Here is a 13,412-nt window from a genome sequence, read left to right on the forward strand (position 1 = left end):
GACCGGCCTCGCGCACGGCGTTCTGCTTAAGGTTGTGCGCGTCGCGCTACGGTCGCGCGACGCTATCGCACAGTCGATCGTCTTTGCCGGGCTTGGCGACCCGCTAGGGCATCACACCACGCGACGATGCTTTCCACCGTATTTGCGCCCGATATAATCGCCGATCTGTGCGACTTCGGTGGCTGCGGCGAGCGCGCCGTTCATCTGGCAAGGAAGTGGATCGCTGTCGTGATTGGCGACCCGGGCCTGAACCTTGTCGCACAACTCCTCGATATCCGCGCGCGACAGAACGTTCTTCTCTCGCAATAGGCAGATGAGGCTTTGCAGGATGACGAGGTTTTTGTCTTCGGGGTCCGCTTCGAGCTTCAGGGGCGTCGCCATCATGCCTCTCCTTCAATGTTTTCAGTAGACTATGCCCATCTGGACCGGTTGCAAGCCCTAAAGCCAAAAATGACGTACCGATTGCTCGAAACCGGAGGACTATCCTTCTGGTCCGCAGGCGTTTCGAGCGTCAATCCCGTACCGCATAAGTTATCTGCCGTTCCTTCCGGATGCTGTCGGTCCGAGTGAAGCCGGGGTGACGGAACGGGTTGGCGTGCTTATCTGTGTGCGATGTACAAACCAAAAGCCGGTCTTCCGACGCGCGAGCAGATCCTCGACTTCATCGCCACGTCCAACGTGCCCGCGGGCAAACGCGAGATCGCCAAGGGCTTCGGGCTCAGCGCGCAGGACAAGATCGGGCTCAAGGCGCTGCTGAAGGACATGGCCGACGAGGGGCTGATCGACAGCGCCCCCGGTCGCGCGTTCCACAAGATGGGCGGCATTCCTAAGGTGACGGTGCTGCGGATCGCCGATGTCGATGACGGCGGCAACGTCTGGGCGGTCCCGGAGCGCTGGGAGGCGGAGGGCGTGCCGCCGCCGCGTCTGCGCGTGCGCGAACGGAAACGCGGGGCGCTGGGCGTTGGCGAGCGAATCCTCGCGCGCACCGAGGAGGCCGGGAACGGCTGGATCGCGCATCCGATGAAGGTGCTCGCGCCGGCGTCCGAGCAAGTGTTGGGCGTGCTGCGCGAGGATGGCGGGCGGCTCTGGCTGACGGGGGTCGACAAGCGCGAGCAGCGTGAGTTCGCGGTCGCGGACGCGGGCGGCGCGGCACCGGGCGACCTCGTGTTGGCGGAACTCGCTGGCAAGCCGCCCAAGATCGCGGCACGCGTCGTGTCGAAGTTGGGCGATCCTTTTGCGGCGCGCAGTTTCTCGCTGATCGCGATCCACAAGCTCGGGATTCCGGACGTGTTCTCGCAGGAGGCGCTCGACGAGGCGGAGCGGGTGTCGAAACTTCCGTTGGGTGAGGGGCGTGAGGATCTGCGCGACCTGCCGATCGTCGCGATCGATCCCGAGGATGCGCGCGATCACGACGATGCGGTCTGGGCGGAAGCGGATGACGATCCCTCCAATGCGGGCGGGTGGAAGGCGATCGTCGCGATCGCCGATGTCAGCTTTTACGTGCGGCCGAAGTCGGAGGTCGACCGCGAGGCGCGGCGGCGCGGGAACTCGGTGTATTTCCCCGACCGGGTCGTGCCGATGCTGCCGGAAATCCTGTCAGCGGAGGTGTGTTCGCTGAAGGAAGGTGCCGACCGTGCCGCGCTCGCGTGCCATTTGCGGATCGGCAAGGATGGCTCGCTTAAGTCGTGGCGCTTTACGCGCGCGGTGGTGCGGATCGCCGCGAACCTTGCGTATGAGGAGGCGCAGGCGATCATCGACGCCGCATCGCCGGTGGTGGACGAGCGCGGCGACATGCTGAGCGTATTGCAGCCGCTCTGGGCTGGCTGGCATGCTCTGGCCAAGGCGCGGGATGCGCGGGCGCCGCTCGATCTCGATTTGCCGGAGCGTCGCGTGGTGCTCGACGAGCAGGGACGGATCATGTCGGTGTCGCCGCGCGAACGGCTCGATGCGCACCGGTTGATCGAGGACTACATGATCGCCGCCAACGTTGCCGCCGCCAAGGCGCTGGAGGCGAAGAAGGCGCCGGTGATGTACCGCATCCACGAGCCGCCGAGCCGCGAGAAGTTGGCGGCGCTCAAGGAGTATCTGGAGACGTTCGACGTGCCGTTCGCGCTCGGGCAGGTCGTCCGTCCGGCGACGTTCAACCACATCATCGAGCGGATCGGCGATGCGGATTTCCGCCCGCAGGTGATGGAGCAGATTCTGCGCACGCAGACCCAGGCTTATTACGCGCCCGGCAATCACGGGCATTTCGGCCTCAGTCTGGGCAGCTACGCGCATTTCACCTCGCCGATCCGGCGCTATGCCGATCTGCTCGTCCACCGCTCGCTGGTGTCCGCCTACGGTCTTGGTGAGGGCGGGTTGCCGGCGGACGATGCGGCCAACGTGGAGTCGGTCGGCGAGATCATCAGCCGGCTGGAGCGCCGCGCGATGGAGGCGGAGCGCGATACCACCGATCGCTATGTCGCGGCGTTCCTGTCGGAGCGCGTCGGCCAGGTGATAGACGTGCGGATCACCGGCGTGACCAATTTCGGCTTCTTCGCGACGGTCGAGGGGATCGGCGGCGACGGCCTTATGCCGGTGCGGGACCTGGGCGGCGAGTATTTCCGCTTCGACGAGGGGGCGCGCACGCTGACCGGCGAGCATAGCGGCGATGTCTTCGCGCAGGGGCAGACACTGGAGTTGCGGCTGGCAGAGGCGAACCCGGTGTCGGGTGCCCTCCGCTTCGAGATGCCCGAGGGGAAAGGGGCGGCCCAGCCTCCCCGTGGCGGACGCAAGCCGGTGCGCGAGATCAAGCGGCGCGGTCGCCCGGCGAACATCCGCCACCAAGGCAAGCGACGTTAGGATTTGCGCAAACCCTCCGCGTTATGCGAGATCGGCGCGGGGGGAGAGTATGCGGGGACTTATACTAGGCCGATCGCGTCGACGGATCGTCAAGGATTTCGTCGCGGCACGGGCCACGTCGGCTGATCGTGCGATCCCCTATGTCGCGAACGACGCGCGGATATTTCGCCAACTTCGAGTCTATGGCGCGATCGTCGACGACGGGGCGGGGCGTTATCATCTCGATGCGCGAGGGCTCGGCGCATTTCGCGCTTCGGTACGACTTCGAGCCGCAGCGATCGTCGGGGTATCGGGCGTCGCTGCAAGCGTTGCGGCGGCGGCGACGGTCTTCGCGCTTGCCGAATAAGCTCTCGCCGGTAAATCCGAGCCCATCCGGCATGCCGATGGCGTTGCGTCCGCATCGGATCCGCGGAGTCATCCCGGCGCTGTTTCTGGCGCGACACGCGATCGGACCCGACGATGCGATCGTCTTCCTACCGCGTGATGCTCGGGAGCAGGCGACTTTCGATCGGCTGCGCGCCAACGGCATCGTCCGCGAAACCGCACCGGGCCGCTTCTACTTCGATCTCGACGCGCATTATGCTGCCGTCGAACGACGCCGACGTCTCGCTATGCCAATCGCCATCATCGTGTCGGTGCTGATTGCCTGGATCGCCACGCGGTTCTTTCGCGGTTGATCACCCGACCGTGAAGGTCAGCCCCGCCTTCGCCACCAGCCGATCGCGCAACTTTGCTCCCATCAGCGCGCCCGGCGTCCAGATCCCGCCATCGCCCTCCACGTCCTGGACGAGGCACAGCGCCGCCTCGGCGATCATCTTGCTGGTCGAGCCATAGCCGGGATCGCGGTCGCCGGTTACGACCGTGTCGATCCGCTCGCCGTCGGGCATGATGCCTGCGAACAGCAGGTCGTAATGGCCGGCATCGCGCTCCTCCTTCGACGGGCCTTCGCCGGGTTTCGGCCCCTTGTCGCCCGAGAATGGATTGAACTTCGCGATCGCCTCCGCCGCAACCTTGCCGAGATCGCCCAGCCCCGCGACCATCATCTCGTCATAGACGAAGTCCGCGCCATAGGCCTCGCCGAGCAGGAAATTGGTGCGGTGGACGTTCTTCGTATTGATTGGCGCCATCACGAACGGCGCGACCCAGGCCGAGAGGGTCGTGTCGTATTCGGGGAGCAGCCCGGTCGGCTGATGCGGTCCCTGGAAGCCGGGGGTGAGCGCGAACGGGCTGGTCAGCAGCTTGACGATGCCGGGATCGCGCGCGACGGCGGCGAGCGTCGCCTTGAGGCTGGCCGCGGTGCCGCCCGAGAACGTGCCCTGCATTTTCCGCACGCGGCCTTTCACGCGGGGGGCGGGGGCGCCGTATTTCGCCTTTGCCGCCTCCTGCAGCGTCAGCACGCCGAGATCGAACGGGATGGAATCGAAGCCGCAGGAGAACACGATGCGCGCACCGGTCCGCGTCGCTTCGCCTTCGTGCGCATCGATCATGTGGCGCATCCAGGCTGGCTCGCCGCACAGGTCGACATAGCCGGTGCCGGTCGCGGCGCAGGCGGCGACGAGGTTGGAGCCGTACAGCTGGTACGGTCCGACCGTGGAAATGACGACGGTGGCGCGTTCGGCCATCGCGCGGAGGCTGGCGGGATCGTCCGAGTCGGCGGTGATCAGCGGCGTGTCGGCGGGGGCACCGATCAGGTCGCGGACCTCCTGCAGTTTTGCGAGCGACCGCCCGGCCATCGCCCAGCGAACGCCGGTCGGGTAGGTCTGAACGAGGTACTCCGCCACGAGCCGCCCGGTGAACCCGGTTGCGCCGTAGATGACGATGTCGAAGTCGCGCATATCCATCTCCTCTTTTGCCGAGTTTGCGCGCGCGGGCATGGCATCGCAAATGAAACGCCATCGTCGGCATGGCTCGCCAAGGCCACGCCTATCTGCGAAGATCACCCGATGGCATCCGATCGCAAGACCGTCGCGTTCATCGTCGACCAGCTCGCCGCGGCGGGGGATGTTTCCGCAAAGCCGATGTTCGGCGAATACGGCGTCTATTGCGACGGCAGGATGGTCGCGCTGATCTGTGATGAGCAGCTCTTCGTCAAACCGACACCGGGTGGCCGCGCGTTCGCGGGGGCGATCGACGAAGCGCCGCCCTATCCGGGCGCGAAACCGTGCCTGCTGGTCGACGCGGATCGCTGGGACGATGCGGAGTGGCTGGCCGAACTCGTCCGCATCTCGACCGCCGAATTGCCGATGCCGAAACCGAAAAAGCCCAAGGTCAAAAAGGTCTAGGCGGCCTCGTTGAACTGCAGGCTCGCCAGCCGCGCATAGAGCCCGCTGTTGGTCATCAGCGACCCGTGCGAGCCTTCTTCGACGATCTGACCGTCGCTCATCACGATGATCCGCTCGGCCGCGCGCACGGTGGCGAGGCGGTGCGCGATGACCAGCGTGGTGCGGTTCGTCATCAGCCGCTCGAGCGCTTCCTGCACGAGCCGCTCGCTTTCGGCATCGAGCGCACTGGTGGCCTCGTCGAGCAGCAGGATCGGCGCATCGCGGAGGAGCGCGCGCGCGATCGTGACGCGCTGGCGCTGGCCACCCGACAGCCGTGCGCCGCCTTCGCCGAGGAACGTGTCGAGGCCCTCGGGTAGCTTGCGCAGGAATTCGGCGGCATTGGCGGCTTCGGCGGCGGCCCAGAGCTGGTCGTCGGTCGCGGACCAGTCGCCGTAGCGGAGATTGTCGCGCGCCGAGGCGCCGAAGATGATCGTCTCCTGCGGGACCATCGCGATGCGGGCGCGGACTTCCGCCGGGTCGGCGTCGCGCAGGTCGATGCCGTCGAGCGTCACGCGGCCGGCGTCGGGATCGTAGAAGCGCTGGACCAGCTGGAATAGGGTGGTCTTGCCCGCGCCCGAAGGACCGACGACGGCAACCGTCTCGCCCGGCTTCACGTCGAGCGAGAAGCCGTTGAGCGCGGCAACGTCGCGCCGCGTTGGGTAGTGGAACTGCACCCCCTCGAACGCGAGCGCGCCGCGTGGCGGTTGGGGCAGGGCGACCGGGTTGGCGGGCGCGGCGATCTCGGGCTTTTCGCGGAGCAACTCGGACAAGCGTCCGGCCGCACCGGCGCCGCGCAACAGGTCGCCGTACACTTCGGTGAGCGCGCCGAACGCGCCTGCGACGATGCCGCCTGTCAGGACGAACGCGGCGATCGCGCCACCGCTGATGCGGCCGGCAGCGACGTCGATCGCGCCTTCCCACAGGACTAGCGTGATTGATCCGAAGACGAGGCCGATGACGATCGCGGTCATCACCGCACGCAGCATGATCCGCGCGCGAGCAGCGGCGAAGGTCGCGCTGACCGCGTCAGAGAAGCGGATCGCCTCGCGGTCTTCCTGCCCGAATGCCTGCACGACCTTCATCGCGCCGAGCGTCTCGGTCGCGATCGAGCCGACGTCGGCGACTCGGTCCTGCGACGTGCGCGAGTAGTTGCGGACGCGTTTGCCGAGCAGCGCGATCGGCAGGATGATCAGCGGGATGCCGATCATCAGCATGCCCGCGAGTTTGGGCGAGATCGCGAACAGGTAGATCAGCCCGCCGATGCCGGTGAAGGTGTTGCGGAGCGCTATCGACACCGTGCTGCCGACGACCTGTTCGATCAGCGCTGTGTCGGAGGTGAGACGCGAGGCGATCTCCGACGGACGGTTCTCCTCGAAGAAGCGCGGTGTCAGGCGGAGCAGGTGGCGCTGCACGTTTGTGCGGATATCCGCGACGACGCGTTCGCCTAGCCACGACACGTAATAGAAGCGCACCGCGGTCGCGAGGGCGAGCACCACGACGATCATCAGCAAATAGTGGAACGAGTTGGCGACCGACCCGCCCGCACCGGGGCCGAAGCCGCGGTCGATGACGCGCTTAAATCCGTACGGAATGCCGATCGTCGCCGCCGACGTCATCATCAGCGCGAGCCCCGCGAAAGCGATCTGGCGAGGATATTGGGAGGCGTGACGCCACACCATCGCGAGATCGCCGATCCGGCGGGACGTCTTCTCTTCGGGTATCGGCTTGGCCATGCGCGGTGCCTAGCAGTGGCGGGGGTGGCGCTCAACGAGAACCGGGCGTCGCCGAGACCGGTGATCCGGTCGCGCGGGACAGAGCCGCGGTCGATCGCGCGTTGCACTGCGGCAAAATTGCGTTACCACCGTGCAAAGCCCGATGAGGCGAGAGGATACCGCATGCTCTACGATGCCTATGAATTCCAGCGTTCAATGATGGCCGGTGCCAGCAGGATGGCGAGCTTCGGCGCGGATCTGCTCAACAATCCGGCAAACCCGTTCGCCTATTTGGGCGGCGGCACGGTGGTCGCATCCGCGCTCGAAGTGTTCGCACACGCGAATGCAACGCGGGGAAAGCCGGCGTTCGGGCTCGACACGACGACGATCGACGGCCGCGAGGTCGCGGTGCGCGAAGAGATCGTGTTGCGGAAGGACTTCGGGCAGCTGAAGCGGTTCGTGCGCGAGGGCGTCGAGGGCGGTCCGAAGCTGCTGATCGTCGCGCCGATGTCCGGCCATTACGCGACGCTGCTGCGCGGCACCGTCGAGCGGATGCTGCCGTTCGCCGACGTCTACATCACCGACTGGCGCGACGCGCGCAGCGTGCCGCTCTCGGCGGGGCGGTTCGATCTCGACGATTACATCGATTATCTGATCGAATATCTGGAGACGATCGGCGCGAACGAAGGGCAGGGGGGCACGCACATGCTGGCCGTCTGCCAGCCCTCGGTTCCCTGCTATGCTGCTATCGCGTTGATGAGTGCGGACAAGAACCCGTGCCGTCCCAAGACGTTGACGATGATGGGCGGTCCCGTCGATACGCGCGAGGCGCCGACCGCAGTGAACACGCTGGCGACCGAGCGGCCGCATGCGTGGTTCGAGCAGAACGTGATCGCGACCGTCCCGGGCAATTATCCGGGTGCGGGGCGGAAGGTGTATCCTGGCTTCCTGCAACTCGCCGGATTCATGTCGATGAACCTGGGCAACCACATGGTCTCGCACTGGGAGATGTATAAGCATCTCGTCCAGGGCGACGGCGAGAGCGCGTCGCAGAGCCAGGATTTTTATGAGGAATACCGCTCGGTCTGCGACATGACCGCGGAATTCTATCTCCAGACGATCGACGTCGTGTTCCAGAACCATGCGCTGCCACGTGGGATCATGACGCATCGTGGTCGGCTGGTTGATCCGGCGGCGATCACCGACATTGGGTTGCTCGCGGTCGAGGGTGAGCGCGACGATATTTCGGGGTTGGGGCAGACCAAGGCGGCACTGACGCTGGCGACTGCGCTACCCGACGAGAAGAAACGCTATCTGATGGCGGAAGGTGCTGGCCATTACGGCATCTTCAACGGCACCCGCTGGCGGGAGAAGATCGCGCCGGTAGTGGAGGAGTTCATCACCGCGAACGGGTGATGGAAAACGGGCAGCCCTCGCAGGCTGCCCGCAATCGTTAGGCGATCGAGTTTACCACCGCGTGGCTGCTCGACTCGTCCGAACGGATCGTGCCGCCGAATAGCATCTTGAGCCGGCCGCCGATCGAGATATCGGTTTCCCACAGCTCGGCGCTGTCGATGTCGAAGCGCAGCAGCGTGAGGTTCGGGTCTTCCTTGCCGCCCGGAAACCACGCCTCGACCTGGTTGTTCCAGAGCTTGTCGATCTGCGTGCGGTCGTTGGACGTCGAGACGTCGCCGGCCATGCACGCGAAGAAATCATGGCCCTTGCCGACGAACTGCGCCATCGCCGCGCCGCCCTTGGCGATGCGGTTGTCGCGGCCGGCGAAGAAGAACAGCGTGTTGGGCTGATCGTCGTCGATCTGCGCGGTCATCGGCTCGGAATGCTGGCCGTCATGCAAGCCGATCATCACGAACGGGCTGGCCTTCAGCTTATCGATGAACTTCGCTGCGACTTCCTGCGGGGTATCCTTGTCGGCCATCGTCATTCTCCTATTGGCTTGGATTGCCACTGAGAACGGGCGGGGCGGAGGTTGGTTGCGCGGGGGCGGCGCGATCGGCGCGTGCAATGTAGCTTGGTGATTGCGCATGCGACGCGTCATGGTGACGGCGGCAGCAAGTCTGCTGTCGCACATGAAAGGATCGAGAATGTCTCTTGTCGATCTGTGTCTGATACTAGGCGTGCTCTTCGCCTTTGCGACCTTGGTCGTGAAGATCATCGAAGTGGCACGTCGAGGATAAGCACACGGGCGGGGTTCGAGCTGACACTCGGGCCCCAAACGCAGTTGAGCCCCGGCTGCTGACACAACCAGGGCTCGCACAGAAAGGCAAGAATGTCCTTTGCCGAAAGACTAAATATCGCTTCTCGACATATCTTGCAAGGTCACAGTACTTCGAACAACCCGGCTGCGCCCATGCCGCCGCCGACGCACATCGTGACGACGACGTACTTCGCACCGCGACGCTTGCCTTCGATGAGCGCGTGGCCCGTCGCGCGGGCGCCGGTCATGCCGTAGGGGTGGCCGATCGAGATCGCGCCGCCGCTGACGTTGAGCAGCTCGTCGGGGATGCCGAGGTTGTCGCGGCAGTACAGGACCTGCACAGCGAACGCCTCGTTCAGCTCCCACAGGCCGATATCGTCCATCTTTAGGCCGAAGCGCTTGAGCAGCTTGGGGATCGCCACGACCGGGCCGATGCCCATCTCGTCGGGCTCGGTGCCGCCGACCGCCATGCCGACATAGCGACCGAGCGGCTGGAGCCCTCGCTGCGAGGCGATCTTCTCTTCCATCAGTACCGAGGAGGACGAGCCGTCCGAGAGCTGCGATGCGTTGCCGGCGGTGATCGTGAAGTCGGGGCCCATCACCGGCTTGAGCGACTGGAGGCCTTCGAGCGTGGTGTCGGCGCGGTTGCCCTCGTCCTTGGTTATCGTCACGTCCTTGTACGTGACTTCCTTCGTCGCCTTGTCGACGATCGCCATGTTGGCATCGACGGGCACGATCTCGGCGTCGAAATAGCCGGCAGCCTGTGCGGCGGCGGTGCGCTGCTGCGACTGGAGCGCGTAGGCGTCCATTGCGTCGCGGCTGATGCCGTAGCGCTTGGCGACGACTTCGGCGGTCTGCAGCATCGGCATGTAGACGTCCTTGTGCATCGCGATCAGCTGGGGATCGGGCGCGACGCGCATCTGTGGAGTCTGCACGAGGCTGATGCTTTCGACGCCGCCGCCGATCGTGATGTCCATGTTGTCGGTGATGATCTGCTTGGCCGCGGTGGCGATCGCCATGAGGCCGGACGCGCACTGGCGATCGACCGACATACCCGAGACGGTGACGGGGAGACCGGCGCGCAGCAGTGAAGTGCGGGCGATGTTGCCGGCCTGGTGGCCCTGCTGGAGCGCGCAACCGAAGACGACGTCGTCGACTTCGGCGCCGTCGATGCCGGCACGCTCGACCGCGGCCTTGATCGAATGCGAGGCGAGCGTGGGGGCGGGGGTGTTGTTGAAGCCGCCGCGATAGGCGCGGCCGATGGGGGTGCGGGCGGTGGAGACGATGACGGCTGAGCGCATGATGTTATCCTTATCTGCTGCCTTCCCGCTTGCGGGAGGGGTTGGGGGAGGGGGTGGCCAGAGCGGTCGGCGCATTCGCGGCTATCTCGGGCCCTCCCCTGACCCCTCCCGCAAGCGGGAGGGGAATTAGTTTCAAACGAAAATTTGGCTGATCCATTCGGCGATCAGGGCGGGCTTTTCCTGGCCTTCGATCTCGACCGAGAAGGCGTTGGTCTGCTGCCACTGGCCGGGGCGCTTTTCGTCGAACGAGAGCAGCTTGAACCGGCCGCGGACTTTCGAGCCGGAGCGGACGGGGGTCAGGAAGCGGACCGAGTTGCCGCCATAATTGACGCCCATCTTCGCGCCTTCGATGGTCGGCGCATCGGGGACCTTCGACGACAGCAGCGGCATCAGCGACAGCGTTAGGAAACCGTGCGCGATCGTGCCGCCGAACGGGGTCTGCGCCGCGCGTGCGGGATCGATGTGGATGAACTGGTGGTCGCCGGTCGCGTCGGCGAACTTATCGATCATAGCCTGCGTGACCTCGACCCAGTCGGAGACCGTTTCGGTGCCGATGCGGGCCTGCATTTCGGCAGTGGTGATCGTGGCCACGGCATTCCCCTCATGGTTAGCGCTGAACGCTGGTGCGTCTCTAGGCATGTCGGTAAGGCTCCTGCAAGCCTCGACCAACCTAAAGGAGGAAAAACCCGTATTCGCGCAGGTGAAAGAGCGAACCCGATGTTCTAAACTTCGTCGCGGGCCGCTTTGCGTTCGGGATAGGGCATGACCACCGATCCATCGGGCGCCGCCATCATGTTCACCTGCGTCGGGAAGGCGATTTCGATCTTCTCGTCGTTGAACCGCTTCAGGATCGCGATGCCGACCGCCGTGCGGCCGTCGTAGAAGCTCGCGTAATCGGGGCCCTTGCTGTCGAACTGGACCTCGAAATCGAGGCTCGACGCGCCGAAGCCGGTGAAGCCGGCGCGCGTGAAGATCTTATCGTTGGCCTCGACGATCTCCTTCAGCATCGCGGGAATGCGCGAGCAGACTTCGGGGGGCGTGGAGTAGGTGACCCCGATGACGAACTTCGCGCGGCGGTGGTTGCGCTGCGTGTTGTTGAGAATCTCCTTGTTGAGGAGGTTCTTGTTCGAGATCACGCGCTCCTCGCCGTCGATGCCGCGGATGCGCGTTGATTTGAGGCCGATCGCCTCGACGCTGCCCGAAGCGGTGTCGTAGCTGATCGAATCGCCGCGGCGGAACGGGCGGTCGAAGATGATCGCGAGCGCGGCGAACAGGTCGGCGAAGATGCCTTGTGCCGCCAGACCGATCGCGATGCCGCCGACGCCCAGACCCGCGACGAGGCCGGTGACGTTGACGCCGAGATTGTCGAGGACGACGACCAGCGCGACCGCGAACACCACGAAGGTGACGAGCAGGCGGATCAGGCCCATCGCCGACAGCAACGCTTCGCCCGAATAATGTTCGGACTGCGTGCGATGCTCGATCGCGCCTAGGATGATCTCGCGGACCCAGACGGCGGCCTGGAATACCGCGGCGACGGTGAAGAGGAAGTTGATCGTCGTCGCGACTTCGCCGGGGGCGGCGGAATAGCCGGCGACCAGCTTGGCGGCGAGCATGACGATGAAGAAATTGCCGGTGCGCGCGATCGCCTTGCCTACGACGATGCCCCAGCCGTTGAGCGCGCGCGGGCGTTCGCACAGCTTGCTGCCGAAGCGGCGTGCGGTGTGGAGCGCGACGACGATCACCGCACCGATCCCGAATGCGATCAGGATCTGGAGCCAATAGGCCTGGACCCAGGCGAAGCTGGCGGTGACGAAGCCCTGCGCCTGGTCGCCGACGTCGCCCGCGTCGAAGATCGGTTGCTTGGCGGCAGCAGTGGTATTGGTCATGGGAATACTCGTCAGGCCGCTTTTGCCAGTGTCGCAACAGCGGGCGTGCCGGCTTCGAGGAAGGTGATCAGGCCACATTCCTCGCGGCTCATGTAGCGCTTGGCGCGCGGAAGGCGGAGCGCCTTGCGGAAGGTCGACTGACCGGTTTTCACAAGCGCGATCAGCGACGGGTGGACATAGCTTTTGCGCGCGATCGCGTGGGTGTTACCCAGGCGGGCGACGACGGGTTCGAGCATCGTCTTGAGGCTGAGGTCGCGTTCGGCGGATGCTAGTGCCTCGAACGCGGCGACGCTGGCGGCCCAGGTCCGAAAATTCTTGGCGGTGAAATCGGTGCCGGTGACGTCGCGGATATAGCAGTTGACGTCGGTCGAGGTGACGGGGTGCGCAACGCCGGCATCGTCGAGCCACGCGAACAGATGCTGTTCGTCGAGGTCCTGGCATTTCTTGACGAAGCTGCTGAGCGAGCGATCGGTGATCTTGAGCGTCCGCATCTTGCCGGACTTGCCCTTGTACTGGAGTTTCAGCGTCGAACCCTTCACTTCGCCGTGGCGCTTGCGCAACGTGGTCGCGCCGAAGCTCTCATTCGCCTCTGCATAGGCTTCGTTGCCGATGCGGATGTGGCCGCCGTCGAGCAGGCGGATGACCGCGGCGACTGCGCGTTCGCGGGTCAGCGAGCGCTTGCGGAGATCAGCCTCGACCGCCTTGCGGATCTTGGGGAGGGCGTGGCCGAAATCGGCGCAACGCTCGTACTTGGCGGCCTCCTGCGCTTCGCGGAAACCGAGGTGATAGCGGTATTGCTTGCGCCCTTTCTCGTCCCAGCCGACCGCCTGGATATGACCGTTGGGCTTGGGGCAGAACCAGGCGTCGCGGTAGGCGGGGGGCAGGCCGACCGCGTTCAGCCTGTCGATCTCGTCGCGGTCGGTGATGCGTTCGCCCTTGGCATCCCAATAGCCCCAGCCGTTCCGCATCTTCTTGCGGGTGATGCCGGGCTTGGAGTCGTCGGAATACACGATCTTGGTGGGCAATGCGGTGGTCCCTTGGGGGCGTCTGATTCTGACTATCTCTGCAAATGTTCGGGAAGGCGCATCGTTCCGGAACGAGGCGGGCTGCGCTTGGTTGAGGGGGCACGG

Annotated in this window: 13 protein-coding genes; 5 read left to right on the top strand and 8 right to left on the bottom strand. The window is 65.3% G+C overall.

Annotation, left to right across the window (positions count from 1 at the left end; translation table 11 throughout):
- Positions 1 to 111: 111 nt before the first annotated feature.
- The gene (locus ASF09_RS13755) at positions 112 to 384 is read right to left on the bottom strand and encodes a hypothetical protein (RefSeq protein WP_235529827.1); all 273 of its coding nucleotides are present in this window, start codon (positions 382 to 384) and stop codon (positions 112 to 114) included.
- Positions 385 to 612: 228 nt separating this feature from the next.
- On the opposite strand from ASF09_RS13755, the gene ASF09_RS13760 reads away from it, so the two are divergent.
- The 3 genes from ASF09_RS13760 to ASF09_RS20405 are packed head-to-tail and all read left to right on the top strand — an operon-like array spanning position 613 to position 3,521.
- On the top strand, positions 613 to 2,844 hold the full coding sequence (locus ASF09_RS13760; protein ID WP_060526704.1) for a ribonuclease R family protein: 2,232 nt from the start codon (positions 613 to 615) through the stop codon (positions 2,842 to 2,844).
- 49 nt (positions 2,845 to 2,893) lie between these two features.
- The gene (locus ASF09_RS20400; RefSeq protein ID WP_156359366.1) at positions 2,894 to 3,190 is read left to right on the top strand and encodes a hypothetical protein; all 297 of its coding nucleotides are present in this window, start codon (positions 2,894 to 2,896) and stop codon (positions 3,188 to 3,190) included.
- A 31-nt stretch (positions 3,191 to 3,221) separates the two neighbouring features.
- Positions 3,222 to 3,521 (top strand): hypothetical protein, encoded by a 300-nt coding sequence (locus ASF09_RS20405; RefSeq protein ID WP_156359367.1) that lies wholly within the window; start codon positions 3,222 to 3,224, stop codon positions 3,519 to 3,521.
- Here ASF09_RS20405 and ASF09_RS13770 read toward each other — a convergent pair whose 3' ends face one another.
- Complete coding sequence (locus ASF09_RS13770) at positions 3,522 to 4,679, bottom strand: saccharopine dehydrogenase family protein (RefSeq protein WP_060526811.1); 1,158 nt, start codon at positions 4,677 to 4,679, stop codon at positions 3,522 to 3,524.
- Between the two features lie 108 nt (positions 4,680 to 4,787).
- On the opposite strand from ASF09_RS13770, the gene ASF09_RS13775 reads away from it, so the two are divergent.
- Positions 4,788 to 5,126, top strand: a complete 339-nt coding sequence (locus tag ASF09_RS13775; RefSeq protein WP_060526706.1) for a TfoX/Sxy family protein — start codon at positions 4,788 to 4,790, stop codon at positions 5,124 to 5,126.
- Here ASF09_RS13775 and ASF09_RS13780 read toward each other — a convergent pair.
- A complete protein-coding gene (locus tag ASF09_RS13780; protein WP_060526707.1) occupies positions 5,123 to 6,898 on the bottom strand; it encodes an ABC transporter transmembrane domain-containing protein in 1,776 nt (591 codons plus the stop codon). The genes ASF09_RS13775 and ASF09_RS13780 overlap by 4 nt on opposite strands.
- Positions 6,899 to 7,060: 162 nt before the next feature.
- On the opposite strand from ASF09_RS13780, the gene ASF09_RS13785 reads away from it, so the two are divergent.
- On the top strand, positions 7,061 to 8,293 hold the full coding sequence (locus ASF09_RS13785) for a polyhydroxyalkanoate depolymerase (RefSeq protein ID WP_060526708.1): 1,233 nt from the start codon (positions 7,061 to 7,063) through the stop codon (positions 8,291 to 8,293).
- A gap of 37 nt (positions 8,294 to 8,330) precedes the next feature.
- Here the strand turns inward: ASF09_RS13785 and ASF09_RS13790 are convergent, their stop codons facing one another.
- The 5 genes from ASF09_RS13790 to ASF09_RS13810 form a co-directional block, all read right to left on the bottom strand.
- Entirely contained in the window at positions 8,331 to 8,813 is a 483-nt protein-coding gene (locus tag ASF09_RS13790; protein WP_056052905.1) for a pyridoxamine 5'-phosphate oxidase family protein, read from the bottom strand.
- Between the two features lie 401 nt (positions 8,814 to 9,214).
- Positions 9,215 to 10,393, bottom strand: a complete 1,179-nt coding sequence (locus ASF09_RS13795; RefSeq protein WP_060526709.1) for an acetyl-CoA C-acyltransferase — start codon at positions 10,391 to 10,393, stop codon at positions 9,215 to 9,217.
- A gap of 132 nt (positions 10,394 to 10,525) precedes the next feature.
- Positions 10,526 to 10,960 carry a MaoC family dehydratase gene (locus ASF09_RS13800; RefSeq protein ID WP_200912572.1) on the bottom strand — a complete coding sequence of 145 codons (435 nt, stop codon included), beginning with the start codon at positions 10,958 to 10,960 and terminating at the stop codon, positions 10,526 to 10,528.
- A gap of 155 nt (positions 10,961 to 11,115) precedes the next feature.
- Positions 11,116 to 12,282: a mechanosensitive ion channel family protein gene (locus ASF09_RS13805; protein ID WP_060526711.1), complete on the bottom strand. Its 1,167-nt coding sequence runs from the start codon at positions 12,280 to 12,282 to the stop codon at positions 11,116 to 11,118.
- 11 nt (positions 12,283 to 12,293) lie between these two features.
- Positions 12,294 to 13,250 (bottom strand): DNA topoisomerase IB, encoded by a 957-nt coding sequence (locus tag ASF09_RS13810; protein ID WP_060526812.1) that lies wholly within the window; start codon positions 13,248 to 13,250, stop codon positions 12,294 to 12,296.
- Positions 13,251 to 13,412: the final 162 nt, after the last annotated feature.

Source organism: Sphingomonas sp. Leaf242, assembly GCF_001422045.1.
Taxonomy (GTDB): domain Bacteria; phylum Pseudomonadota; class Alphaproteobacteria; order Sphingomonadales; family Sphingomonadaceae; genus Sphingomonas.

Bases quoted from the DNA above. Each gene is read 5' to 3' on its own strand.
- ASF09_RS13755 (WP_235529827.1), bottom strand. From the start codon at position 384: ATGATGGCGACGCCCCTGAAGCTCGAAGCGGACCCCGAAGACAAAAAC.
- ASF09_RS13760 (WP_060526704.1), top strand. From the start codon at position 613: ATGTACAAACCAAAAGCCGGTCTTCCGACGCGCGAGCAGATCCTCGAC.
- ASF09_RS20400 (WP_156359366.1), top strand. From the start codon at position 2,894: ATGCGGGGACTTATACTAGGCCGATCGCGTCGACGGATCGTCAAGGAT.
- ASF09_RS20405 (WP_156359367.1), top strand. From the start codon at position 3,222: ATGCCGATGGCGTTGCGTCCGCATCGGATCCGCGGAGTCATCCCGGCG.
- ASF09_RS13770 (WP_060526811.1), bottom strand. From the start codon at position 4,679: ATGCGCGACTTCGACATCGTCATCTACGGCGCAACCGGGTTCACCGGG.
- ASF09_RS13775 (WP_060526706.1), top strand. From the start codon at position 4,788: ATGGCATCCGATCGCAAGACCGTCGCGTTCATCGTCGACCAGCTCGCC.
- ASF09_RS13780 (WP_060526707.1), bottom strand. From the start codon at position 6,898: ATGGCCAAGCCGATACCCGAAGAGAAGACGTCCCGCCGGATCGGCGAT.
- ASF09_RS13785 (WP_060526708.1), top strand. From the start codon at position 7,061: ATGCTCTACGATGCCTATGAATTCCAGCGTTCAATGATGGCCGGTGCC.
- ASF09_RS13790 (WP_056052905.1), bottom strand. From the start codon at position 8,813: ATGGCCGACAAGGATACCCCGCAGGAAGTCGCAGCGAAGTTCATCGAT.
- ASF09_RS13795 (WP_060526709.1), bottom strand. From the start codon at position 10,393: ATGCGCTCAGCCGTCATCGTCTCCACCGCCCGCACCCCCATCGGCCGC.
- ASF09_RS13800 (WP_200912572.1), bottom strand. From the start codon at position 10,960: ATGCAGGCCCGCATCGGCACCGAAACGGTCTCCGACTGGGTCGAGGTC.
- ASF09_RS13805 (WP_060526711.1), bottom strand. From the start codon at position 12,282: ATGACCAATACCACTGCTGCCGCCAAGCAACCGATCTTCGACGCGGGC.
- ASF09_RS13810 (WP_060526812.1), bottom strand. From the start codon at position 13,250: ATGCGGAACGGCTGGGGCTATTGGGATGCCAAGGGCGAACGCATCACC.